Annotated in this window: 24 protein-coding genes; 16 read left to right on the top strand and 8 right to left on the bottom strand. The window is 55.5% G+C overall.

Annotated elements, in window-relative coordinates; genetic code table 11:
- The first annotated feature begins 241 nt into the window (after positions 1 to 241).
- Both LEP6406_RS0204250 and LEP6406_RS0204245 read left to right on the top strand, forming a co-directional pair.
- The gene (locus LEP6406_RS0204250; RefSeq protein WP_008314727.1) at positions 242 to 1,054 is read left to right on the top strand and encodes a metallophosphoesterase family protein; all 813 of its coding nucleotides are present in this window, start codon (positions 242 to 244) and stop codon (positions 1,052 to 1,054) included.
- Between the two features lie 112 nt (positions 1,055 to 1,166).
- Positions 1,167 to 1,916 (top strand): hypothetical protein, encoded by a 750-nt coding sequence (locus LEP6406_RS0204245; RefSeq protein WP_008314725.1) that lies wholly within the window; start codon positions 1,167 to 1,169, stop codon positions 1,914 to 1,916.
- Positions 1,917 to 1,972: 56 nt separating this feature from the next.
- Here LEP6406_RS0204245 and LEP6406_RS0204240 read toward each other — a convergent pair whose 3' ends face one another.
- From LEP6406_RS0204240 to hpf, 3 genes are all read right to left on the bottom strand, one after another.
- Positions 1,973 to 3,067 (bottom strand): WD40 repeat domain-containing protein, encoded by a 1,095-nt coding sequence (locus tag LEP6406_RS0204240; RefSeq protein ID WP_008314723.1) that lies wholly within the window; start codon positions 3,065 to 3,067, stop codon positions 1,973 to 1,975.
- A gap of 332 nt (positions 3,068 to 3,399) precedes the next feature.
- On the bottom strand, positions 3,400 to 4,374 hold the full coding sequence (locus LEP6406_RS0204235; RefSeq protein ID WP_008314721.1) for a CobW family GTP-binding protein: 975 nt from the start codon (positions 4,372 to 4,374) through the stop codon (positions 3,400 to 3,402).
- Between the two features lie 593 nt (positions 4,375 to 4,967).
- Positions 4,968 to 5,624 carry a ribosome hibernation-promoting factor, HPF/YfiA family gene (hpf, locus tag LEP6406_RS0204230; RefSeq protein WP_008314720.1) on the bottom strand — a complete coding sequence of 219 codons (657 nt, stop codon included), beginning with the start codon at positions 5,622 to 5,624 and terminating at the stop codon, positions 4,968 to 4,970.
- A 155-nt stretch (positions 5,625 to 5,779) separates the two neighbouring features.
- Here hpf and lipB point away from each other — a divergent pair, with 155 nt between their 5' ends.
- Positions 5,780 to 6,565 (top strand): lipoyl(octanoyl) transferase LipB, encoded by a 786-nt coding sequence (lipB, locus tag LEP6406_RS0204225; RefSeq protein ID WP_008314717.1) that lies wholly within the window; start codon positions 5,780 to 5,782, stop codon positions 6,563 to 6,565.
- Between the two features lie 428 nt (positions 6,566 to 6,993).
- Complete coding sequence (locus LEP6406_RS0204220; protein ID WP_008314714.1) at positions 6,994 to 7,338, top strand: hypothetical protein; 345 nt, start codon at positions 6,994 to 6,996, stop codon at positions 7,336 to 7,338.
- A 608-nt stretch (positions 7,339 to 7,946) separates the two neighbouring features.
- Here the strand turns inward: LEP6406_RS0204220 and LEP6406_RS26515 are convergent.
- Positions 7,947 to 10,850 (bottom strand): zinc-dependent metalloprotease, encoded by a 2,904-nt coding sequence (locus tag LEP6406_RS26515; protein ID WP_008314711.1) that lies wholly within the window; start codon positions 10,848 to 10,850, stop codon positions 7,947 to 7,949.
- Positions 10,851 to 11,320: 470 nt separating this feature from the next.
- Between LEP6406_RS26515 and queG the strand changes: the two genes are divergently transcribed.
- From queG to LEP6406_RS0204170, 7 genes are all read left to right on the top strand, one after another.
- The gene (gene queG, locus LEP6406_RS0204200) at positions 11,321 to 12,313 is read left to right on the top strand and encodes a tRNA epoxyqueuosine(34) reductase QueG (RefSeq protein ID WP_317133813.1); all 993 of its coding nucleotides are present in this window, start codon (positions 11,321 to 11,323) and stop codon (positions 12,311 to 12,313) included.
- Between the two features lie 35 nt (positions 12,314 to 12,348).
- Positions 12,349 to 13,650 carry a glutamate-1-semialdehyde 2,1-aminomutase gene (hemL, locus tag LEP6406_RS0204195; RefSeq protein ID WP_008314706.1) on the top strand — a complete coding sequence of 434 codons (1,302 nt, stop codon included), beginning with the start codon at positions 12,349 to 12,351 and terminating at the stop codon, positions 13,648 to 13,650.
- Between the two features lie 65 nt (positions 13,651 to 13,715).
- Positions 13,716 to 14,087, top strand: coding sequence for a nucleotidyltransferase family protein (locus LEP6406_RS0204190; RefSeq protein ID WP_008314703.1), 372 nt, complete (start codon positions 13,716 to 13,718; stop codon positions 14,085 to 14,087).
- Positions 14,084 to 14,560, top strand: a complete 477-nt coding sequence (locus tag LEP6406_RS0204185; RefSeq protein ID WP_008314701.1) for a ribonuclease toxin HepT-like protein — start codon at positions 14,084 to 14,086, stop codon at positions 14,558 to 14,560. Before LEP6406_RS0204190 ends, LEP6406_RS0204185 begins: the two co-directional genes overlap by 4 nt.
- 81 nt (positions 14,561 to 14,641) lie before the next feature.
- The gene (locus LEP6406_RS0204180; protein ID WP_008314699.1) at positions 14,642 to 15,787 is read left to right on the top strand and encodes a hybrid sensor histidine kinase/response regulator; all 1,146 of its coding nucleotides are present in this window, start codon (positions 14,642 to 14,644) and stop codon (positions 15,785 to 15,787) included.
- Positions 15,788 to 15,819: 32 nt separating this feature from the next.
- Positions 15,820 to 16,503 carry an N-acetylmannosamine-6-phosphate 2-epimerase gene (locus tag LEP6406_RS0204175; protein WP_008314696.1) on the top strand — a complete coding sequence of 228 codons (684 nt, stop codon included), beginning with the start codon at positions 15,820 to 15,822 and terminating at the stop codon, positions 16,501 to 16,503.
- Between the two features lie 492 nt (positions 16,504 to 16,995).
- A complete protein-coding gene (locus LEP6406_RS0204170) occupies positions 16,996 to 18,699 on the top strand; it encodes a CHAT domain-containing protein (protein WP_008314694.1) in 1,704 nt (567 codons plus the stop codon).
- Between the two features lie 8 nt (positions 18,700 to 18,707).
- Here the strand turns inward: LEP6406_RS0204170 and LEP6406_RS0204165 are convergent, their stop codons facing one another.
- A complete protein-coding gene (locus LEP6406_RS0204165; protein WP_027268829.1) occupies positions 18,708 to 19,907 on the bottom strand; it encodes an IS4 family transposase in 1,200 nt (399 codons plus the stop codon).
- Positions 19,908 to 19,994: 87 nt separating this feature from the next.
- Between LEP6406_RS0204165 and LEP6406_RS26510 the strand changes: the two genes are divergently transcribed.
- Positions 19,995 to 22,013, top strand: a complete 2,019-nt coding sequence (locus LEP6406_RS26510) for a tetratricopeptide repeat protein (protein ID WP_202807510.1) — start codon at positions 19,995 to 19,997, stop codon at positions 22,011 to 22,013.
- A gap of 3 nt (positions 22,014 to 22,016) precedes the next feature.
- On the opposite strand, the gene LEP6406_RS26505 is transcribed toward LEP6406_RS26510, so the two are convergent.
- A complete protein-coding gene (locus LEP6406_RS26505; protein ID WP_036028146.1) occupies positions 22,017 to 22,376 on the bottom strand; it encodes a hypothetical protein in 360 nt (119 codons plus the stop codon).
- Positions 22,377 to 22,420: 44 nt separating this feature from the next.
- Positions 22,421 to 22,588, bottom strand: coding sequence for a type II toxin-antitoxin system HicB family antitoxin (locus LEP6406_RS30880; RefSeq protein WP_263971127.1), 168 nt, complete (start codon positions 22,586 to 22,588; stop codon positions 22,421 to 22,423).
- Positions 22,589 to 23,092: 504 nt separating this feature from the next.
- On the opposite strand from LEP6406_RS30880, the gene LEP6406_RS30875 reads away from it, so the two are divergent.
- The 4 genes from LEP6406_RS30875 to LEP6406_RS0204135 all read left to right on the top strand — a co-directional run bounded on the left by LEP6406_RS30875 (position 23,093) and on the right by LEP6406_RS0204135 (position 24,356).
- Positions 23,093 to 23,344: a DUF4160 domain-containing protein gene (locus tag LEP6406_RS30875; protein WP_071992196.1), complete on the top strand. Its 252-nt coding sequence runs from the start codon at positions 23,093 to 23,095 to the stop codon at positions 23,342 to 23,344.
- Between the two features lie 13 nt (positions 23,345 to 23,357).
- Positions 23,358 to 23,612 carry a DUF2442 domain-containing protein gene (locus tag LEP6406_RS0204145; RefSeq protein ID WP_008315360.1) on the top strand — a complete coding sequence of 85 codons (255 nt, stop codon included), beginning with the start codon at positions 23,358 to 23,360 and terminating at the stop codon, positions 23,610 to 23,612.
- A gap of 254 nt (positions 23,613 to 23,866) precedes the next feature.
- Entirely contained in the window at positions 23,867 to 24,094 is a 228-nt protein-coding gene (locus LEP6406_RS0204140) for a hypothetical protein (RefSeq protein WP_008315361.1), read from the top strand.
- Entirely contained in the window at positions 24,075 to 24,356 is a 282-nt protein-coding gene (locus LEP6406_RS0204135) for a type II toxin-antitoxin system RelE family toxin (protein ID WP_008315362.1), read from the top strand. The genes LEP6406_RS0204140 and LEP6406_RS0204135 overlap by 20 nt, the downstream gene beginning before the upstream one ends.
- A 49-nt stretch (positions 24,357 to 24,405) precedes the next feature.
- Here the strand turns inward: LEP6406_RS0204135 and LEP6406_RS30870 are convergent.
- Positions 24,406 to 24,590, bottom strand: a 185-nt coding sequence (locus tag LEP6406_RS30870; protein ID WP_263971126.1) for a type II toxin-antitoxin system HicB family antitoxin, incomplete at its 5' end; no start/stop codon positions are given.

Below are 24,590 nucleotides of genomic sequence, written 5' to 3'. Positions count from 1 at the left end.
CGCGACCCCGCCCCTGTCACCCCCTGCATTGAGCGCGGAAACCACGCCCCTACGGGTAATTCAATTCAAAATTCAAAATTCCTGTCACCCCCTGCATTGGGCGCGGAAACCGCGCCCCTACCCCTAATCCCCAATATCGGCCACCCGGCAACAAGGGATTGCCCCTACGGGATTTACCCCACCACCCCAATACCCCATCACCCCAATACCCCATCACCCCAATACCCCATCACCCCCTCCCATGAAACTCGCTGTCATCTCCTGTATCCACGGTAACTACGAAGCGCTGAACACGGTGCTTAGTGATATTGACGCTCATCATGCTGACCAGATCTATTGCCTGGGCGATCTGGTGGGCTATGGCCCCTTCCCCAATGCAGTGGTGGAAATGATTCGCTCCTTGGATATCCCCACCTGTCAGGGCTGTTGGGATGAGGACATTGTGGAAGGGCTGAATGCCTGTGAATGTAGCTATCCTTCCCTACTGGCAGAGAAACGGGGGAAGCAAGCCCATGAATGGACAAATCAAGCCATCCACCCGGAGGTACGGGACTACCTAGCCACGTTGCCCATGGCTCTCCGGCAAGATAACTTCTGCTTTGTCCATGGCAGCCCCAACAGTCAGCACGAGTATCTGCTTCCCTCCATGGATGGCTTTGCCGCCCTAGAGCGAGTCTTGTCTACGGAGGCGGATGTTCTATTCTGTGGCCATACCCATGTTCCCTACGTGCGGAATCTGGAGGGAGCGACCCTGGCGGTGCGCGTTCAGCAGCCCGGTGCCCCCCAGTCGGAACGTACCGTGACCACCCCCCTGAAGCGGATCGTCAATGCCGGTTCCGTCGGCGAGCCGCGCCACGGTCGCCCCAATGCCACCTATGTTCTCTACGACACGGACAATGCCGAAGTCACCCTGCGGGAGGTGCCCTATGACTACCAGAAAACCTGTGCCGCCATCATCGAAAAAGGCTTGCCCCCGATTTTTGCTTGGCGCTTAGCCCATGGCCTGGAATTTGCTGAGCGGGCGGAGGATGCGAGCCATGTGTGTGAGCGGTAGGGAAGGATGGGGTTTTAGGGGACAGGGGACAGGGGACAGGGGACAGGGAACAGGGGACAGGGAACAGGGGGCAGGCAGGTGACAGGTGATAGGTTTTAGGTTTTAAGCAACCATGCACTGGGCAATTTTGAGCGGTATTGAAGGTAATCTGGCGGCCTATGAGGCGGTGTTGGCGGATATTAAACGACAGCGCTACCCCGTTACTGACCTCTATATCCTGGGGGATGTGGTGGGGTTACGGGGGGATAATGGGGCGCTGGTACAGCGGGTGCGATGGTCAAAGACCGGCCTACGGCCATCGCACTTGCCAGGGGAACTGTCTCCCAAAATCTGCCTGGGCTGGTGGGAGGAGCAGGTCTTGAGCTTAGCTGGGCTAGGGGCGGTGATGGATGCTCCGGAGTTGCAGGCGCAGTATGGCCTAGAGGCGGTGCAGGTTCTCTGGCAGTCGATATCGCGGGAGACGGTGCAATGGGTGCGATCGCTGGACTTTGGCTTCCATGAGCTGGACTGTCTGCTCATCCATGGCAGCACAGCGGGCTGTGGGGATGAGTTGACCCCAGAGACTCCGGCGATTCAGTTGTGCGATCGCCTGATTCGAGCCGATGCCAATACCCTGTTCTGCGGGCGATCGGGGAGTGCCTTTGACTGTTGGGTAGAGCCCCAAGGACTGCGCTCCACCGTTACCACCCTCAATGGGGATGAACCGCCCCAAGACCAAGGTAAAACGGCCCGCCGAGTGGTGGGGGTCGGCACTGTGGGTCGCCAGGGGGGGCAGGCCACCTACACCCTCTATCAGCCCGCTAATAACCAAGTCACGTTCAAAACGGTTCGCTATGGTTCCCGAGGTCAGGGATTTGCCTAAATTTTCTAAATCCAGATGCCGTTTCTGTCCATCTTGCATCATCCCCATCCCTGGCCTCAGGTGATCGCCCCCCAAGTTACGATCTCGCCCCAGAATCCCCCGGCTGCCAGCCCTTGGCCCTGGGGATGCCAAGCCAGGGTAGAAAATCCATGGGGGGCTCCGGGCAAAATTTGAGCCGCTTGGGCAGCTTCCCGCCACAGGCAGACCCAGCCATCTTCAGCAGCGGAGGCGAGAAGTTGGCCCTGGGGTTGAAACGCGATCGCAGTTATATCCCCCTGGTGCAAATCGAATACACGGGCATCCCATTTACCCTCTGGATCAGAGTCTTTGAGCCAAATCACCATCCCCTCAGCGCTGGTGCTGGCTAGGACAGGGAGCGTAGATTGTCCCTGGCAGTATCCCCAACTCAACTGCCGCACTTTGCCCGGAAACCCTTGCATACGCCAAGGGTAGGGATTATTCTCAGCCCAAATCAGTAGAGTGCGATCGTGGTTGCCCGCCGCTAGGTACTGTCCATCAGGAGACCATGCGATCGCACCCGAAGCACTGCCGGTTTCCCGCACCTGGGGATCATCCTCCCAAGCGGGGGAATGCCAGGTTTTCACCGCCTGATTGCCCCCGGCAGAAAGGTATTCCCCGCTGGGGTGCCAAGCCAGGGTCAGTATCGAAGACGAATCAAAAGGGAAGGTGGCCAGAATTTCTGGAATCTGGACATCCCAAAGTTGCACCGTCCGCCCTAGGCCCAGGGCGAGCTGGGGTTGATGGGGATGCCAAGCTATCTGTTCAATCCAATGTCGTCCCCAGGCTTCTTGAATAATGGGGGTAGGAGTATTTCCATCCAACTGCCACACTAGCAGCCTGCCCCCCTGCCCCGCCGCCGCCAAATACTGACCATCGGCAGAAAAAGCCAGGGTGCTGATCGCCTGATTAGGACAGGAATGTAACTGGGTTGGGGTGCCTGTAGTGCTGTCATAGAGCATCACCTCCCCAGCGGTGGAACTGGCAGCTAGGTAGGTACCATCAGGAGCCCATGCGATCGCACTGACATAGTCGGCTAAAGTCGTCCGCCACCGCAGTTGTAGTAAGTCCTGATTCGGGGCCGTCGGGTGGTCACGGGTTGGACGGGAAGAGGGGGGCGGTTTGCTGGGCATGGATTTGGGTGAGAGGGAGTGGGGGGGGTGATGGGGTATTGGGGTGATGGGGTGATGGGGTATTGGGATGGTGGGGTGGGGGAGTGATGGGGTGGGGGAGTGATGGGAATTTTGAGTTTTGAGTTTTGAATTAAATATCCCGTAGGGTGCATTCGCGAAGCAATGCACCGCAGAGATGCCGCGCCAGATGCAGGGTTTTGGGGTAGGGGCGCGGTTTCCGCGCCCAATGCAGGGGGTGACAGGAATTTTGAGTTTTGAATTTTGAATTGAATTACCCGTAGGGGCGCGGTTTCCGCGCCCAAGGCAGGCAGTAGAAGGGTCGATGGGGGAGCTTAGGGGACTAAGCAGGCTCGAAAGCTGTCTTGCAGATTCATGTCCTCTAGGTTGCGGCCAATGAACACCAGTTCATTCTTACGGGATTCATGGGTGCGCCAAGGGCGATCGCCTCGGCCCTCAAACAGCATGTGAACCCCCTGGAATACATAGCGATCATCCTCCCCAGCAATATTGAGGATGCCCTTCATGCGGAAAATGTCAGGACCGCGATCGCGCAGGAGTGTCCCCAGCCATTGGTTCAGCTTGACCCCATCCACCGCCCCTGGCTCCACTAAGGCTAGAGAGCCCACAGTATCGTCATGCTCATGGGCTGTTTCAGATAGAAAATCAGGATCCACCTTAAGGGCATTATCTAGGTCAAAGGCATTCACCCCTAAAATCGCCCCTAGCTCCACCTCGGCGTTTTGCGTGGAGTAGATTTTTGCCAGGGCATTCATAGCCCGGATCCGTTGCTCCAGAACCGTCAGCTCCTCTGGCGTGACCAGATCGGTCTTGTTCAACAAGATCACATCAGCAAAGGCAATCTGCTCTGTCGCTTCCTCCGCCTGCCAGTGCTGATGAATGTGGCGGGCATCCACCACCGTCACTACCGCATCCAAATGGGTGCGGGTCTGCACCTCGTCGTCCACAAAAAAGGTTTGAATCACCGGAGCCGGATCCGCCAGCCCCGTGGTTTCGATGACCAAATGGTCAAACTTGTCCCGCCGTTTCATCAAGTTGGCAATGATGCGGATCAAATCTCCCCGCACGGTACAACAGATGCAGCCGTTATTCATTTCAAAAATTTCTTCATCAGCATCCACCACCAACTGATTGTCAATGCCTACCTCGCCAAACTCGTTAACGATCACCGCGACCTTTTTGCCATGTTCGTGGGTGAGGATACGGTTAAGCAGGGTGGTCTTGCCTGCCCCCAAGTAACCTGTCAACACGGTCACAGGGATGGAGTCTAGGGTCGGACTAGCCATCATGATCAACACCTCAACCAGAATAAAGATTACTACATTACATTGTAATGATAATCATTATCGGAAACGGGGAGGCATGGGATGTTCCCTATCCTTATCTACATCTACAAGACTCTCCCAAAAATGGGCATAGCTTGCTTCCCGCCGGGTGGACTACGGTGTAGGGTATCAACTCAAAGCGGGACAAATCTCTTGGGGAGGAGTTAGGAGTTAGGAGCCAAAATCTAGGAGAGTACTGGATTCTGACTCCTGAATTCCTCGGAACCAATATTGTCTCGGCTTACGTTGATACCCACGGTGTACACACAAGTTACTGTTTTTTCATGTGAATCCCGCCCTGAACCCCTCTAGTACTCTGATGGAACAGTCAGGGTATTTCCGCCGCCCAGTACTAGTCCTCCCCCTTGTAAAGGGAGATGACTAGAGTTTTCCCCCTTTACAAGGGGGGATTAAGGAGGGGTTGCAAGGGGCATAAGCACCCTTCAGAAAGATGTGTACACAGTAGCGCCAAGTGGGGGAGACCGGACAAGACCTTCCGGCCCCCTTCTGCCGTTGGCTGAGCGGAGTCGAAACCAGGAGAAGGGGTTAGGCCAACCCTAGCCAACCGTAGCAGGATTGGGTTTAGTCGCGGTTTTGGCATGGCTACCATTACCATTCCCGTTCATCTGTTCCGCCTGACGGGGTTGCAGTAGACCGTAGCCACCGTGGTTGCGCTCATAGATCACGTTGATTTCCCCCGTCTCCCCATTCAGGAACATATAGAAATCGTGGTCCACTAGCTCCAAATGTTCCAAGGCATCCTCAACCGACATAGGCGGCATCGCAAAGTACTTAGTGCGCACCACCGCCTCTGGAAGTTGAGGCGCTTTACTCTTGAGCACCTCCGAAACATTTGTAGTGGGGGTTTCAGGGGTAATCAGAGCATCATTGGGCTTCACCGGCGAGAAATTACGATCTTGACGCTTCTCCTTGTAGCGGCGGAGTTGGCGCGTAATCTTATTGGCGACTAGGTCAATGCTGGCGTAGAGATTTTCGCTACTTTCCTCTGCCCGGACGACCGCACCATTGATATACAACGTAACCTCTGCCGATTGTTTGGGTGTGATGCGGTGGTTACGGGCAACAGATAGGTTTACGTCAACTTCGTTGGTGAGATGCTTAAAGTGACTGACCGCCTTGGAAATTTTCTGCTCGACATAGTCCTGGATGGCTTCTGTGATCTCAATGTTCTTGCCTTGAATCACAAGCTTCATGGAGCGGCCTCCGTACAAAATTCTGTTTCTGTCTTCACCCTAGCACCTTGTATTCTAGGCGACAGAGCCCTTTAGGATCCTTTGCAGCAGTTGATAATTCTTGATTGCAACTTCAGCAAGAATTTAGTTTCTCTGGGGATAATCCAGTATAAGAAATGCCGTTATCTGACGCCTCCCAGTCCTCTAACCCCGCCAATCTCCAGAAAACCCCTAGGATTACAGCCTCAGATACCCGTGCGATCGTCACAGACCGGCCCAACAGGGCTATCCCACCCCATGCCCCATGCTGGGTCTACCGTTGCGGCTTAGTCCCCTACGATAGGGCTTGGCGCGTACAACAACAGTTGCTAGAAGCCCGCCGCCAAGATCCTGACCTCGCAGATGTGCTGCTGCTACTGGAACATCCCGCCGTATACACCCTGGGGCAGGGGGCCGATCCGACCTTTGTAAAGTTCACCCCCACCTCTCAAGATCCGCCCGTAATCCGGGTAGAGCGCGGCGGCGAAGTCACTTACCACTGTCCAGGGCAGTTGGTAGGCTATCCCATCCTCAATTTACGGCGGCACCATCCCGACCTCCACTGGTACCTGCGCCAACTCGAAGCGGTTATCATCGCCACCCTGGCCGAGTTTGGACTCTGTGGAGAGCGTCACACTGCGATGACCGGAGTCTGGGTACAGGGCTACAAGGTGGCAGCGATCGGCATCAAAGTCAGCCGCTGGATCACGATGCACGGCTTCGCCCTAAATGTTTGCCCTGACTTAACTGGATTTCAGCGCATTGTGCCCTGCGGCATTACTGACTATCCCGTCGGTAGTCTGGCCCAATTTCTACCAGGAATCACCCTCCAGGCGGTACAGCCTGTCCTAGAGGCTCAGTTTGCCGCCCACTTTTCTCTGACCTTGGTCCCTAGTACTGGGCAGCGTACTGGTACCCCTTAATCCCCTGAACCCGTCGGTATCGAACTCTCCCTCAAGCTCCACAGCTACCCTAAGCCAGACCAAGAACCCGTCAAACTCCTCGTCATCGGCCCCAAAGCTGCCGTCAGCGCCATTCCCCGTAGCCTGCATCAGCGTTGGTTTGCTGAAATTTTCGAGTGGACTGACTTCCTCTCCGTCCCCACCGCCGAGCATCCCCTCCAGAGCCGACCCAGTGAAGTCATTAAAGTGTTAGTGAAGTATATGGCCTCATGATTTTCGGGAATCCTAAAATCGGTACTGTATTGATTAAGAGGTCTAAAAGCCCTTTGATGACTGCATGAGTCCTTTTGCCAAGCAATTTTGAAGCTTTGAGAGGTTTTTCAAGGCTTAAATTGATTTTTCAACCCCTTGATTACAGTTCAGGTATCAGGTATAAAGATTTATTCACCATGCGATTACTCATTCAATTAATTGGTCTAGCTCTGATGCTCTTGGGCATCTATTTTTTAGGTAAAAATATCTTCTTCACAACCAATGTGAGTCCTTACTGGTGGCGTGGTATTGCCGCCGATGCCTCGATCTTTTTGCTTTGTGCGGGTATTTGCTTACTGGTATTCATGCCGTTGGGCTTCATGAAACAGCTTGGCTGGGTATTTGTCGCGGGGGGAGTTGTCTGCATCTTCATCAGCAGCCGCGCCATCTTAAACCCGACTAGCCTCTGGCAATTTTTTGTGTCGATGATCGCGATGACCTTTGGCTATCGCCTTTTTGCGACGGGTCGATTGCAGATATGATGCTCGCGATCGCGCTTCACGAAGTACTTGCGTGAGTCAAATGCGGCCAAAAATCTAGCGTTGCTGAATAGCGGTATGATTTTGCGAAAATTTGAGCAAGGTTCCAATACCTACAGCACTCGGTTCATACCTGGAATCAGCAACCCCTATCAAATACTCTCGCCAACAATTTGAACAGAGTCCCCGTTCCATCAGTGTCTTGGTTCGGAATATCCTTAGAGAAGGAGTTGCCGTATGAGCCAGTCAGGGCAGCGGAAGCAAGTAGGGTGGGCAATGCCCACCACCCAACTCAGTCCCCCACAACCAACCCCTTCCCCTCAAACTCCAGCTTCCGCCCCGCCCCATCGCAGCCCCAATTCTCCCCATAAACCCCCGCCGCCACAAACCGCCGAAAACTCGACAATTCCCACTGGTGCGGGCAATCCACCAAGCCATGCTTCACGGGGTTGTCATGCAAATAATTAAAATGACATTTCGACTTTTACAGTAGCCGTGGCCCAACGCAACCGTTGCACATTTTCTGGCACGGCAAAAATAAGCTGAGCGTTCTCCTGTAGGTAAGAAGCCAGGGTAGCAATGAATTTTGGGTGGCGTCGTTCCAAAGGAGATTATTGTCCGATCAGGGGTGCCCCGAGGACTTGGGTAATGCGATCGCGCATCTCTTCTAGGTGAGCGCGGGTGGTCAGGTTCAAGTCGCGGGAGCGGCCCAGGGCGGATTGCACCTCCTGCTGAATCTGCCGTAGTTGGTAACGGGCGAGAACCCGAGCATCCTCGGGAGCCCCAAGGGTTGAGAGGACCGCCATGAAGTCCGTGAAGCTCTGGGCCGACAGTGCATCCCAGAAGCCCCGGCGCAGCACTAGATTCGAGAGTTGGTTGAGGTGGTGCCGCTGAAGCCCTCGTCGCAGACTAGAAATTTCCATAGACGGGCCAGACTGAACCACCTCAGTCCAAATGCTGTCGTGGAGGGAAGTGTAGAGTTCGGAAATCGTGAGGGTATCGTCATTCGTAGTCCTGAACTCAACGTCTCGGAGGCGAGAGAGGCGGTCGGCATACATGAGCTCACTCAAAATACTGGTCTGGAGAGCTAAAACCCGCTCATAGACTGGATAGTCGAGGGGGTATACCGTCAGGGAGGTGCCCCAATGCCACCAGCGATCGGGCGCGAGTTGGTTTAGTAAAAGCGGTGAAAAGCTAAAAGCATCGGCGGCAAACACGTAGTCGGTGAGTAGCTTTAGAGCGTCTCGCTGCTTGTCGGCGGCAATGGGCTCAAAGGGGACACGCCCATCAAAATCCCAGGGATTAATCCGGCGGAAGCGTTGGCCTCCAATGTAGTTGGCAATGGTCATGGCATTGCCCATGTAGTAGTTAAACACCATATCTACCCGTCGCCGTAGGCTACCGTAGCCTTCTCCTGGCACTACAGACCAACGGTTGAGGCGACCCCATACCGCCTGGGCATTGTCGAGTTGGATCTGGGCATAGGCCATGGGATCAGTGGTTAAATCCCAGGCGTCCACTTCGGGATCCAGGAAGTCCATGATGTCTTCGTCGGGGGCATAGGCCAGTTCGGGCCGACTGCTGCCTTCCCGCAGTAACTCGTTCAAGGCCCGCTGTTCTTCCCGTTGCCCCAGGGAACGCCCAAAGACACGATAGCCATATTCAATTGCCCAGTTGTCGTAGGCTCCCAGGCGCTTGGGGAAAAAGTCTCCCTGGGGCTGTCCCGGCGGTGCAATATTAGGGGGAAAGTAGTCCATTAACGAGCTGAGCATTCCCCTCTGGGCGGTCACGGCGGGGTCATTTACTTCCTCAGGACTGAGGAGACTGCTGCCCGCAAAGTTATGGCGCAGCCCCAGGATATGACCGACTTCGTGGGCCGTTACAGATACTAGGTATTGATGGATGTAGTCATCCAGTTGGGCTTGGCTAAAGTTAGCGCCGGGTAGGACCGATAGGGCCAGGGAGCCAAAGGCCATCCGCTCCGTGGCGGTGTAGGCAGCACAGTGGTCATCGGTGAGGCGGTTATTGGAGGTGTAATCGGGTCTGGACCCTTGCCAGCGCCTAGGGTCTAGCCCTGCTTCCCCGTAGCGCTGCATCGCCAACCATTGCAGATACCAGATCTGCGATCGCTGTCCACAGGTTTGTAGATAGAACTGAGCCTGGGGATTATCCAGACCCCGCGTTTGGTACTGCTGCTGGAGATAGCGAATGATGTTGGCATCCAGAATGATGTCAGCGTCTAGGATTTGACCCGTCAGCGGATTTACCCGCGATGGCCCTAGACCAATAGCCCAAGGGTAGAGGGAGTCAGACCAGCGCACGACGTTATAGCGAACATCGGAGGGATCCCAGTCAGCCCGATCCGGCATCTGGGACACCTGGATAGCATTCTCAAACCCGGCCTGCTCAAAGGCTTCATTCCACATCAAGATGCCTTCCCGAATCGCCTCCCGATATTGGGGCGGGACGGTATTCTCAATCCACAGCACGATCGGCTCCTTGGGGGGAGACATCGCCGCCTGGGGATCGGCCTTTTCTAGATGCCAACGGTTGATGTAGCGGACAAAGGGTTCGGGCTGTCCGGCTCGGAAGGGGATGCGAAAGGCGGAGATAAAGTACCCTACCCGCTCATCGGCAAGGCGGGGCTGGTAACCGTTATTGACGGGTAACTGGGAGAGGCTGTAGCGGATCTTGAGGCTAAAGCCCCGGCTGTCCGCCAGTCCCTGGAGGGCAAAGCCAAATAGCCCTGCTAAGGGATCGGTAGATATCCCGCCCCCGATAAAAGCCATATCGGTGCCGACCTCGACATTTTCGGCAAAGGCATTGAGGCTACTAAGGCCAGACAATTCGTAGTTGGGGGAATAACCGCCTAAGGCTGACCCTAGGGCCGCAAAGGAATTGACTAAGTCGCGATCCAGAATCAGGGAGGTGAGGTCAATAACCATGGCCCCAGAGTTGGGATCGGTGCTGAGAATGTCTACGGCAAAGAGGGTGGAATCGCTAAAGGAGGTATCTAGGAGTCGCTGTTGCCAACTTTCGCCATCGGGGTTGCGGATGTAGGTGTTGGGCACGACGACTTGCAATCGATTGCCCCGTGTCTCCCGAAACTGAAACACCACATCATTCACGGGCCAACCCCGAAATAGACCCGCTTCGCCTACGCCTGACTCTAGGGTGGCCTGCAACATGAAATTGCGGTTGAGCTGTTGGGGCTGCACCGCTAGATAGGCTTTTCCCTCAGAGAGGTCTGTATAAGCGGTAAATAGGCCGTCGTGCCGCTCTAAACCGGCTACTAAACTGTCAAAGGGTTGGCCGCTACCGCCGAAGTCACCCAAAAATTCTGGGTCATTTTCCTTGCCATTGTCATTGGTGGACTCGTGGTCAGTTTGGGCAATGGCCTGACCGAGAGACCAGTCATGGCTAGAGAACTGGGCAGAGAAGGTAACTAGGGTCGAAAGCACCAGCCCGATGAGGAGACTGGCCCAAAATTTTGCAGATCGCGGGAAGCGCAACATAGGTGGGGGCGTTTAGAACGGGGCTGATGAGCGGCTGATTACTAGTGTGGCCACAACTGGGCGGGTCATATCACTCCACTACAGAGTTTTCGAGAAGTTTTCGTAAAAGACTGCGAGTCAGGGCAAAGGGCAAATAGGGTTTGCCCTTTGCTACCCCGCGCCGGAATGGAATGCCGCTAGGGTCACCTTGGGGCTCCTCCGGTAAGGTGGTTTATGCGGTCTATCATAGGTTCTAACGCTGGCATCACCATTGCCGAACCAGTTTTGGGGATAGGGGGGCATAGATGGTAATGATTCAGCTACGGCAACTCGATGTGCCGCCCGGTCAGCGGTTGTTGCTCCATGATGTGAGCTGGGATGCGCCTCTATGCACCTGCACAACTGGCGACCCCAGGGGGCCGGGATCGCACCCCTGCCGGTGCGACGGCGGATGGGGGCGGAGGCGAGGCAGGAGGTTGAGGGCTATGGCCATGGCTGATATCCCCAGTGCGGCTCAACTTAAACAGCAAGCGATCGCCCTCGGGTTTCATCGGGTGGGTATTGTGGCTATTCCCTCTATTGCCACCGAGGCAGAACAGCAGAGTAAGGCGGCTCTCCAATCTTGGCTAGACCAAGGGTATCAAGCGGACATGGCCTGGATGGGCAATCCCAAACGCCAGGATATTCGCGCTGTTATGCCGGAGGTGCGATCGCTAATTGCTGTCGCCCTGAACTACTACACGCCCCATGCCCATTCCCACCATCCCCACCAGGGCAAAATCTCTCGCTATGGCTGGGGTCGAGACTACCATCGGGTGATGGCAACGCGGCTGAAGGCGCTGGCCACTTGGCTAGAGTCCCATAGCCCTGATATTCAAACCCGTTATTACGTGGATACGGGGCCTGTGCAGGATAAATTTTGGGCGCAGCAGGCGGGTCTGGGCTGGATTGCTAAAAACGGCAACCTCATCACCCGTGACTATGGCTCCTGGGTGTTTCTGGGGGAAATTCTGACCAGTCTGCCCCTGGCTGCCGATGCACCCCATACCGCCCATTGCGGTACCTGCACCCGCTGTCTAGACGCTTGCCCAACGGCGGCGATTACATCCCCTGGTGTAGTAGATGCCAACCGCTGCATCGCCTACCACACCATTGAGAACCGGGAGGAGGTATTGCCAGATGCGATCGCAAAAAATCTCCAGGGCTGGGTAGCGGGCTGCGACATTTGCCAAGATGTTTGCCCCTGGAACCAGCGCTTTGCCCAGGAAACGGATGTGGCCGACTTCCAGCCCTATGGCGATAACCAAGCCCCTGACCTAGGGGAACTGGCGACCCTAACCCAGGCGGACTGGGAGCGCCGCTTCCCCGCCTCCGCCCTGCGCCGGATCAAACCCGCCCAATGGCGACGCAATGCCCGCGCTGCCCAGGGCTCCACATTCCTTAACACATCGCAACCGATGGGGAGCAATGGCAGCATAGGATAATAACTCTTTGAGAGACATAGGAGAGGATAGCAATCTTGGTTAGCACTGCACCGTTGAAGACCAGCAAATCTGAAGCCATTTTTACCGCCGCCCAAGATCTGATGCCCGGTGGCGTGAGTTCCCCTGTGCGGGCCTTCAAGTCTGTGGGAGGCCAGCCCATCGTCTTCGACCATGTCAAGGGAGCCTACATCTGGGATGTGGACGGCAACCAGTACATTGACTACGTGGGTACTTGGGGACCAGCCATCTGCGGCCATGCCCACCCCGAAGTGCTGCAAGCCCTTGCCGCTGCCCTGGAAAAGGGCACCAGCTTCGGTGCCCCCTGCCAGTTGGAAAACGTGCTGGCGGAAATGGTGATCGACGCCGTTCCCAGCATTGAGATGGTGCGCTTCGTCAACTCCGGCACCGAAGCCTGTATGTCGGTACTGCGGTTGATGCGGGCCTTCACCGGACGGGACAAAATTATTAAATTCGAGGGCTGCTACCACGGCCACGCCGATATGTTCCTCGTCCAGGCCGGGTCTGGGGTCGCCACCCTAGGCTTGCCTGACTCCCCTGGAGTGCCCAAGGCCACCACCGCCACCACCCTCACGGCTCCCTACAATGATCTGGCAGCGGTCAAAGCCTTGCTGGAAGAGAACCCTGGAGAAATTGCCGGGGTCATTCTAGAGCCCGTTGTGGGTAACTCTGGCTTTATCACCCCCGATCCTGGCTTTCTGGAAGGGTTGCGGGAACTCACCCAGCAGCACGATGCCCTCCTGGTTTTTGATGAAGTGATGACGGGCTTCCGGATTGCCTACGGCGGTGCCCAGGCAAAATTTGGCATTACCCCCGACCTCACCACCCTGGGCAAAATCATCGGTGGCGGACTTCCGGTGGGAGCCTACGGTGGTCGCAAGGACATTATGTCCATGATTGCCCCGGCAGGTCCGGTGTACCAGGCCGGTACCCTATCGGGCAACCCCCTGGCCATGACCGCTGGCATCAAGACCTTGGAAATCCTCAAGCGACCTGGCACCTACGAGCAATTAGAGTCCACGACCAAAACCCTGAGCGATGGGCTCCTAGCGGTAGCTCGGGAGACCGGGCACGCAGCCTGTGGGGGCAGTATTAGCGCCATGTTTGGCCTGTTCTTCACCGAAGGGCCGGTCCACAATTTCGAGGATGCTAAGCAGTCGGATCTCAATAAGTTCAGCCGTTTTCACCGGGGGATGTTGGAGCAGGGTGTTTACCTTGCCCCCTCCCAGTATGAGGCTGGATTTACCTCCCTAGCCCATACCGCAGCGGACATTGAGCAGACCTTGGCCGCTGCCCGCACGGTGATGGCGACGCTTTAGGTTCTGTCCATAAAAATGCTGAATTGGGCGCAGTTTTCCCGTCCAATTCAGTGCAGAATTAGGCCATGGCGCAGCCCATCCCACCCGACCAACTCGCCCGCTACCGGGCCTCAGCCCAGCAGCGGGAGCAGGCGCGATCGCAACAGCGCCTTGAACGCCAGCAGCAGGGGCTCCAAGTGGCACAGCGTGCAGCCCAGGTCTTGAAGCAGGATTTCCAAGCCCATCGAGTCCGTCTGTTTGGTTCCTTGCTTGACCCGCGACGGGTACGGGCTGAGTCAGACGTAGATTTAGCCGTTGAGGGGCTAGCGGACAGCCGCTACCTAGAAGCTGTAGCCCAATTGCTTGACCTCTCCAGTTTTTCTGTAGATCTGGTCCAATGGGAATATGCCTCCCCCAGGCTGCGTACTGTCATTCACCAGCAGGGCGTTGATCTATGAGTCGCTACGCTGTTCTGATTGGCGAGATCCATCAAGACTTAGCAGACCTAGAGCAGATCCTCGCTAATACCCAAGCCCTGATGGCGAAGGTCCAAGCAACAGGGGATAGGGATTATTTAGGCACCATTGCCCTCAATCTCCATGGCTTTTACTCAGGAGCCGAGCGAATTTTTCGAGAAGTTGCCCTCAGTATTGATGACACATTGCCAGAGGGATCTGACTGGCACCGTCGCCTATTGCGCCAAATGGCCTCAGAGGTGCCCGATGTTCGGCCTAGGCTGCTAGAGGATGCCACTCTGAAGTCCTTGAATGAATTGTGTGCCTTTCGCCATGTAGTGCGCAATGTCTACACGTTTGAGTTGATTCCCGAACGAGTTGAGGCGCTGGCAGAGATGTTGCCTCACTGCCTGACACAACTGCGGACAGATTTGCAAAACTTTTGTCAGTTTTTAAGGGCCGCTAATAGGAGCTAATACGGAAAGATCCATCCTGCGATGGTGTCTAAGTCCCAGGTACTTTGGCATAGGCTGGGATAACAGTGACAGCATAGGCGTATGTCTCTCCCCGCACAGGTTTTGATCGTTGACGATTCTGTAGATAATCGCTTTTTGCTTCAGTCCCTTCTCGAAGATGAAGGTTACATCGTTACAGTGGCGGAGAATGGCGCTAAGGCGCTGGATCACATTGCTGGGAAAGGGGAGGCGCAGCTTCCAGACTTGATTTTGCTGGATGTGATGATGCCGGGGATGAGCGGATACGAAGTCACCCGCTGGGTGCGGGGACAAGCTGAACTACCCTTTATCCCCATCCTATTGGTGACGGCCCATGAGCAGTCGAATGTGGTGGAGGGTCTGGATGCCGGGGCTGATGACTTTATCCGTAAACCCTTTGATGTTGAGGAATTGTTGGCCCGAGTGCGGGCGTTGTTGCGGCTCAAATTTAGTGTGGATGCAGAGCGAGAGATTGCTCAACAGCGGGACGATTTTGTCTCTCGTCTGACCCATGATCTGCGCACCCCTCTGGTGGCGGCTAATCGCATGTTAGCCCTGGTGCAGAGGGAAGCTTTGGGTACAGTGGCAGCAGAAGCTCAGGATGCGATCGCACAGACCATTCGCAACAATGAACATCTCCTCGCCATGGTAAACACCTTGCTGGAGGTCTATCGCCACGAGGCAGGGCGCAAGACCATGACCTTTGCCCCCTTTGATCTAGGCCGACTGTTGAAGGAGGTCACTGCGGAGTTACAACCCCTAGCTTTAACCAAGGGACTGGACCTGAAGCTGGACTTAGCCCAGACGCCTAGTTGGAGTCTGGTAGGCGATCGCTTAGAAATCCGCCGGACGCTGGTGAATTTGATCGGTAATGCCATCAAATTCACCGATGTGGGCCACGTTCATATTGCGCTCCATTTAGACGAAGGCGATCAGGGCCATCAGTGGGTACTTGAGGTTCACGACACAGGTTCAGGCATTGCTCCAGAGGCACAGGACACCGTTTTTGCCTGGTTTCGCCCCGGCAACCATCGGCGCTCGGGGAGTGGCCTAGGGTTACACCTGGCCCGCCGCATTGCCCACGCCCATGGCGGTAACCTCACCCTCCATTCCAGTTCCGAGGCGGGCAGTCTGTTTGTGCTGACCCTCCCCCTCCAGCCCACTGCTCCCAGCGGAACTGCTGGAGCAGAAAATGCTGTCGTCCTGTAATCTGGGTTCGATCCCTAGGATGGACCCCATCGATGGCCAGTCTTCACCCCCCATTAGAGACCCTGCGGGGGGCTCTAATCGTCTCCTGTCAAGCGCCAGCAGCCTCTCCACTGCATGACCCGATAGTGATTGCGGCTATGGCAAAAGCAGCAGTCATGCAGGGAGCGATGGGGGTCCGTATTGACACCCCGGCCCACATCCAGGCGGTGCGGCAGCAGATCACAGTTCCCATCATTGGCCTGTGGAAGCAGGTGCTGCCCGGTTCCTCGGTGTACATCACGCCCCAAGCCCACCATGCCCAAGCGGTGGCGGACGCCGGGGCCGACATTATCGCCATTGACGCGACGGATCGCGATCGCCCCGGCGGTGAAACCCTACCCGACTTGATCCGCTACATTCACGATGATCTCCACAAGCCCGTCATGGCCGATGTGGATACCCTGGCAGCGGCCCAAGCGGCCCAGGCAGCGGGGGCCGATATTGTCGGCACGACCCTCTATGGCTACACGGAGACCACCCAGCACTGCATCCCCCCCAGTTTTGACCTTCTAGCAGAAATGGTGCAGGCGCTCACGGTGCCTTGCATTTGCGAGGGGGGCATTGCCACGCCCAGTGAGGCGAAAACAGCTTTGGAGAAAGGGGCTTTCGCTGTGGTGGTGGGGACCGCCATTACGGGTATTGACAAGCTGGTAGCCACCTACTGCGCCGCACTATAGCGATCTGACAGGGAAATGACTGAGATCATGCCATCCCCTGAAGACTGGCATATATAGCAGTATTCATCTCAATCCAGCACGCCCACCGTAGGGGCGAACGGCTGTTCGCCCTCAGGGCTTTACTCTGCGGTGTAAATACCCTAACCGTTCTATCGTGGGACACCTCGGCCCCTCACCCTAGCCCTCTCCCACGGGGAGAGGGGACCAGAAAATGTTGAGCTGACGCGACAGCTGACGCGACAATAGTGGGCTGATTTACGTCCTGCGTTACTAGTGGTGGGTCAGGGGTGTCCCGGAAGAACCCACCTCTGCCCCTCCCAAGAGGGGGTCTGAGCAATCCCCTCCTTGGAGGGGTGCCCGGAGGGCGGGGTGGGTTCGGGGTGCCCGAAGGGCGGGTGGGTCAGGGGTGACCCGCCAGCGGGGGGCGGCGGCGGGGATTTTGGGGCAAGATGGGGAAAATTGATATCAGTGTAGGATTCTGGCCCCCTTGCCATGCCCACCATCACCCTCCGTTACCAGCAGACCACCGAGGCGGGCTTTGCCGCGATCGTCAGCATTGATCATCAAACCCAGTACCCCGTTACCCTCTGCGACCCCTTCACCGCTAGCGAGGAGAAGGATCTGGAATTTTACTTCGAGCAGTGGATCCGCTTTCCCTTCGACCACCAAGTGAAAGCCCAGCGGGCCGCTGCCAGTGTGCAGACCTACGGTGAGCACCTGTTTGAGCAAATCTTTGCCGATCGCCGCGCCTACGCCGACTACAGCCGCGCCTGTAGCGGTGGGCTAACCCAGCTCCAGATCGAAATCGAGGGGGAATCCCCCGACTTCCAGGCTCTGCACTGGGAGGCGCTAAAGGATCCCGATCACCCCACCCCCCTGGCCACCGAGGCCATCTTCACCCGCAAGCGCTTCCGCGCTGGGGGCACACCCATTGATCTTTCCCCTTCGCCCGTGATCAACCTGCTGGTGGTCACCGCCCGCCCCGACGAGGAGGCCGATGTGGGCTACCGCACCATCTCCCGCCCCCTGATCGACGCTATCCACCAAGCCCAGTTGCGGGTCAATGTGGAGCTGCTGCGCCCCGGCACGTTCCAGGCTCTGTCTCAGCATTTGGAAAACAAAGCCGGGCATTACCACATCATCCACTTCGATGCCCACGGTGGACTGATGACCTACGACCAGTTCGAGGGCGGGGTAACGCAGGATCGGTACCTCTACAAGGCCCGCTACGGTCGTTCTGAGATGGCACCCTACACGGGACAAAAAGCCTTTTTGTTTCTTGAAGGGGACACGAAGGGCAAGGCCGACCCGGTGGAGGCGGAGGAACTGGCGGCGCTGCTGACGGCGAAAGGGATTCCCATCTGCATTCTCAACGCCTGCCAGTCGGCGAAGCAGGTGAAGTCAGCAATTCAAAATGCAGAATTCAAAATGCAAAGTTCGGAGGGGAGCAACTCCGACCCCTCTCGGCCAGAAACCCACCCCGACCCCTCCCAGGAGGGGACAGAGGTTAGCCAAAATACTGAGACCAGTCTGGGCAGCCGCCTGATGGCGGCGGGGGTGCAGATGGTGGTGGCCATGGGCTACTCCGTCACGGTGACAGCGGCGGCGGTGATGATGGAAAAGCTCTACGCCGAGCTGTTTGCCCAAAAGGGTATCCCGGAGGCGATTCGGCTGGGGCGCAAGGAACTGTACAACCGCAAGGAGCGGCGGGTGTACTTTAACCAAATGGTGCCCCTGGAGGACTGGCTGCTGCCGGTGGTCTACGCCAACCGCGAGGTGGACCTGAAGCTGCGGGAGTTTACCTTAACGGAAGAGGAGGCTTACTACGCCGACCTCGATGCGCTGGATCACCGCTATGAGTTCAAAGCACCCCTCTATGGCTTTGTGGGGCGCGACCTAGAGATTCTTAAAATTGAGAAGTCGCTGCTGCGGCACAATGTGTTGCTGCTGCGAGGCATGGGCGGCACGGGCAAAACCACCCTATTGCGCTATCTCTGGCGCTGGTGGCTGACCACCCATTTTGTCGTCGATGCCTTTTACTTTGGCTATGACGAAAAAGCCTACACCGTTGAGCAAATCATCCATGACCTGGGCAAGCGCCTCTATGGTCGGGAGGAACACGCCCGGTTTTTGGCGATGCAACCCGCTGCCCAGGGGGCAAAACTGGCTAAAACCCTCTGCGACCTTACAGGGTGACAACCCCCCTAGAGAGCTTGCTGGATAAGGGATAGAGCGTGAAAACCTCGCTGAAAATAGCGGTGTTTATGGGGTTTAAGGGCCACCAGCTTGAGCGCCCAATCGGCCCATAAGTCCATGGCATAGAGCCATCGTTGGCCATAGAGACTGAAGCTAAAGTCACTGTGCCGTGGAGCCTTATCTTGGTGCTCTTGGAGACGTCCGGCATACTGAGCTAGCTTGGCCTCCTGCATCCACTGGCCGTGGAGAGTCGCCAAACTGTAAGCCAGAGCGATCAGTAAAACTAAGGCTAAGAATCGGGTGTCATTGACCTTGGTATCCTCCAAGTTATAGCCCCCAGTCTTAAAGTCTTTGAAGAGCTGTTCAATGCCCCAGCGACATCGATAGACCGCTAACGCTTGCTTCAAGGTGGGCAGATTAGTCAGGATATACCACGGTTCCTTCGGCCCCTTCTGGCGATAGGAGCGCTTCCAATACACCGCTAAATTAAACGGGCCCATACCATCGCCCTTGTTGCACAAAACTCCCTCATAAAATCGAGACTGGCCCGGTTTGAAGCCAACGTTTTTGAGGACTTGATAGTCGGTATCGGTATCGGTCTTGAAATGGAAGTCCTTTTTCTGTCGGAGTGCAAAGGACACCCCGCGCTGATCCAACCATTCCGCCAGTTTAGGGCTATGGAACTCCCGGTCACCCAGCAGTAGAACCGGGTAGGACTTAAACAAGGACAGGGCCGCTTTCAGCAGTCGCCGTTGCGTTTTCAGGTCACTCGTACCCGCCCGCCCTAAACGCTCCCAATAGACGGGTAAAGCATGAGTCCCCCACACCACGCTGACCATGAATATATTTCGCCCTTTCCATTCCGTGCGGTCCATTGCCAGAATCCAATAGCCGTGTTTATGGTGTTTGAGCGTTCTCAGACGACGGCGTTGGTCACGGTTCAAGCCCCGTCCCGTTTCCACTTGGCGGATCCAATATTTGAGCAGTGGAAACCACAGCACCTTGAGCGTGAGTTTGGGTAAGGCTAAAAAGCGTTGTAAGTTCCGTTTGCGACTTTGATACTGAATGGGCTGAGGAAAGACGCTGGCTAAGACGGAGAGTTTGACTTGGCGATGCGCTTGTAGCAATAACAACAGTAACTGGAAGGTCAAGTACTGTTTTTCATTGAGATGGGTGAGAAGGGTAGTTTGGTAGAATGTAGGGAACATATTTGGTTGGGGGAGCTGTACTGAGGCTCCCTTTTTTTTGTCCCCTCCATTATCTCAAAACCCTGTACCGTATGACGTTGAGTGCCCTTGTCACCCGTTAAGCTCTGCGACACGCCCTACCTACTCATGCTCGACAATCTGGAGTCGGTGACGGGGCAGGCGCTGGCGATTCAAAATACGCTGCCCGCTGGGGAACAGCAGAAATTGCGGCAGTTTTTGCTGAAGCTGGTGGGGGGCAAAACCAAGGTGGTGCTGGGGTCCCGCAGCGATGAGGCGTGGCTGACGGATGCCTACACCCACGGGGGCAAGGCCAATGTCTACCCCCTGGGCGGTCTAGACCCGGAATCGCGCACGGTGCTGGCGGAAAAAATTCTAGAGGCCCAGGTGGGGGATGGCCAGCGCATCGCCGCCCTGCGCCAAGATGACGACTTTAAGCGGTTGATGGCACTGCTGGCGGGCTACCCCCTGGCGATGGAGGTGGTGCTGGCCAACCTAGCGCGGCAAAGCCCCCAGGAGATTTTGGCGGCGCTGAATGCCGCCGATGTGGATCTGAATGTGGGGGGTGGGGACAAGACGAACAACATTTTGAAATGCGTCGAATATTCCCACAGCAATCTGTCGCCCCAGGCGCAGAAGCTGCTGGTGTGTTTGGCTCCTTTTGACAGCTTTATTTTCCAGGGTGCTTTGGAAAACTACGGCAAGCAACTCCAACAGCGAGAACCCTTTGCCGACTACGACTTTGCCCAATTCGATGTCGCCATTCAAGAAGCCATCCACTGGGGTTTGCTATCCCCCCACGAATCCGGTTTTCCCGGATTGCTGACCATCCAGCCCATCTTCCCCTACTTCCTCCGCACCAAGCTGAATCACCTGGAGGCCACCACCCGCGACGCCCTCTACGACGGCTTCAAAGCCCACTACCAAGGCTTGGCAGGCAGCTACCAGCAGTTGATGGCCTCCAAAGACCCCAACCAGCGGCAACTGGGGCTGCTGTTCTGTCGGTTGGAGTATGAAAACCTCTATACGGCGTTGCAGATTTGCTTGAGAAAGCGAGAAACGATTGATATTTTTTTCTGCCTCGCTGAATATCTAAAGCAGATCAACGATATTGATGGTCGTTTACAATTATCAAAATTTGTTTGTGACGCTCATGATTCATATCCAAAAGAGATTTGTAAAGGTGAAATTAGATTTGAAATGACCATGGCATTAGATAGACTTGCTTACTGCTATCTCGCCAAGCAAAGCTATCAACAAGCGCAATTATCTTACTCCAGGATTGTCAACTTACTTGAGCAGATGGAAGAGGGCGATCAAGATAGTAAAAGACATAAAAATATTTCTCTTGCTTCTACTTACCACCAGTTGGGCTATGTGGCGCAAGAGCAGCGGCAGTATGAGCAGGCGCGATCGCACTATCAGCAGGCTCTCGATATCAAAATCGAGTTCAACGACCGCTACAGCCAAGCCAGCACCTACCACCAGTTGGGCAATGTGGCGGAGGAACTGCGGGAGTATGAGCAGGCGCGATCGCACTATCAGCAGGCCCTCGATATCAAAATCGAGTTCGGCGATCGCTACAGCCAAGCCAGCACCTACCACCAGTTGGGCATCGTGGCGCAAGCGCTGCGGGAATATGAGCAGGCGCGATCGCACTATCAGCAGGCCCTCGATATCAAAATCGAGTTCAACGACCGCTACAGCCAAGCCAGCACCTACCACCAGTTGGGCATCGTGGCGCAGGAACTGCGGGAGTTTGAGCAGGCGCGATCGCACTATCAGCAGGCCCTCGATATCAAAATCGAGTTCGGCGAGTCCGCTGGCGCGGATGGCTCCGCCTCACGCTACAGCCAAGCCCGCACCTATGGTCAGCTTGGCTTACTGGCTGAGGCCCAGGAAGACTATTCCCAGGCTCAGCAGCATTTGCAAAAGGCGCTAGAGATTTTTGTCGAATTCAACGACCAGCACAGCGCTGAGATGGTTCTACAAATTCTGGCCCGCCTATACCAAAACACCCAAGACGATCTCATCCTCACCGCCATCGCCCAGTGCCTCCACATCACCCCCGCCCAGGTGCAACAGCACTTCGCCGCCGCCAGCGCCTAGCCCCTAGAAACCCGGTTCCTGCCGCGCTTGGTGGCGGGCCTGAATTCTTGCGGTGATAACCGCTCGGCGGGTTTCACGATCAGACAAGCCCCCCACCGAAAGCAGATCCTGAGGGAGGCCACCCATCCGCTGCAAGACCGTTGGCTGAGTCGGTGCTGCTGATCCACCCATACTCGTAATGCTCTGAGCCCCGTCAGAAGCTTCCTTAGCCTGGGTCAGGTTCGCCAACTCCTGCTCACGCAAAAGCTCCAGTGCCTTGGTAATCACTTCAGAGGGTGAGCTAACAGCATGGGTCTGCTGGTAGTCTGCCAAAAATGTGAGCAAAGACAGCGGCAATGAGATGGATAATCGATCAACTTGCATAAGACCAACCCCAACGACGGGTGTATGGTCAGTGTAGCCTTGCCCTAGGGGGTCTGGAGTACAGCCAAATATTCTTGAATGGCTACTTGAATATTTGAGATCGCCGCTGCTTCGGTATCTCCCTGGGACCAACACCCCGGTAGCCCAGGGCAAGACACGCTGTAGCCTTCCTCAGAGCGGTAAAGCGCCACCTTGTATGTCAGCGATCGCATCTCAAACGCCTCCCTTGCCTAGAAATGAAAATTAAACAAGATCTGCTTTTGTAGGATGTGTTAGGCGGTAGCCGTAACGCATCAAAACCCTTGAAGTCGATGCGTTACGCTGTCGCTTTAGCGCAGCCATGCCGCAGGCTATACACATCCTACGCAAGAATTCGGTTTTATTAAATCCACGATCCCTAGTGAGCTAATACTGCTGCACCCAAATCATATCGCAACCCCATGACCCCCACTGAACTGACCCATAAAGGCTTTCAGGCGTTAGTGGATGCCCTAGGCTGTTGATGCCGTGCGTTTTATTAAGCAGTTCGACCAGGGCCACGGCGACTACACAAAAGACCGTACCCAATGGCTCGACCCCCTCACCCTCGATGAGATTCTTTCCTCAGAATCCTAGGGCACCGATACAGTAAGCTGTAGGATGCCTTATCTGGTTCCTAGCCTCCGGCTGGGAACCTCCGCTGGGGGCTCTGCCCCCCATCGAGGCAGAGCCTCGGTATAGCGTGTCGAGACAGAGCCCCGGCACGAGGGAAAAACTACAACGACCATCAGCCCCCTCATTTCCATGCTCGATATCAAGAGCAGGAAGTCATTGTGGAAATCACAACTGGCGTAGTCGAAGGCAGAATGTCGAAACGGGCTTTGAGAATGGTGCTTGAGTGGCTAGACCTTCACCAGGCAGAATTAATCGCGAATTGGGAACGCGCTAGGGAACGCCAAGCCCTGAATGAAATTCAACCGTTGCCATAGTGAGGAACTTAGCATGTTTCTTCATGTGACAAAAATAGAGTCTCTGGAAGGCTATAAGCTCAGGCTAACCTTTAGTAATCAGGTGACTAAAGAGGTTGATTTATGGCCAGAATTATATGGCGAAATCTTTGCTCCACTCCAGGATAGGGAACAATTTAGACAGGTTTTCTTAAACCCAGAAACCAATACCATTGAATGGCCCAACGGTGCAGACTTTGCCCCAGAATTTCTCTATGGGATTGGACAGTCCCTTTCTCAAACAGCCTGAAGACAAAAGGCAAAAGACCGATGGCCCCTGACGAACTCACCCCAAAAGGTTTCCGGCTGGGAACCTCCGCTGGGGGCTCGTTCTCTAGGCATAGCCCATGCACTACCCAGCCTCCCCCGCCAGAACCCTGGGATCTGGGATCGTTTACAACAGCTTTGCCGCATCCTCGCTGCGACTCGCTTACCCAATGGCTACACTGGCCTTCTCTGGTACACAATAAACTCAAGCTTACCCAAACTGGATGACCTACCCCCATGGAACCCACCGTATCCCTCGATATCCAAGCGCTCAAATCCCTGATCAAAGAAAGTGTCCGAGAAATCATGCGAGAAGAGTGGTTCAAATTCTTTGACCTGCTCATTCCCTACGTTGACACCCAAGAACAAGCAGAAATCGAAGCTTCCTTTTCTCCCATCGACTATAGCGACGAAGACTTTGTAGACATTACTCACTGGTTTGACCATGAAAATCAAGCTGAGTAAACCTGCCGACAAGTTTCTCAAAAAGCTGGATGGCAGCGGCAAAAAAACTGTGATTAACAAGATTGGCATTCTCAAAACTTGCCTAGAAAGCCAGAAAATCTACCCACCAGAAGAACTGGACATCAAGAAGCTCAAAGGTGAATTGGCAGGATTCTCTAGGATTCGAGTCGGCAAGATTCGTATCATTTTCCAAATTCGTAGAGAAATCGATGAAATCTTTATCTATGACATCAACTACCGAGGCAACATCTACGACAGATAAGGCGACTTCTAGAAAATTGCAATGGGTGTATTGTCAGTGTAGCCCTGCCCTAGGTGGTCTGGAGTACAGCCAAATAGTCTTGAATGGCTACTTGAATAGTTGCGATCGCTGCTTCTTCGGTATCTCCCTGGGACCAACACCCCGGTAGCCCAGGGCAAGACACGCTGTAGCCTTCCTCAGAGCGGTAAAGCGCCACCTTGTATGTCAGCGATCGCATCTCAAACGCCTCCCTTG

Origin of the sequence: Leptolyngbya sp. PCC 6406, from assembly GCF_000332095.2 — a bacterium.
Taxonomy (GTDB): domain Bacteria; phylum Cyanobacteriota; class Cyanobacteriia; order Phormidesmidales; family Phormidesmidaceae; genus PCC-6406.
Note: the sequence above shows the minus strand (reverse complement) of the source record. Positions and strands in the feature narration are given on the sequence as shown.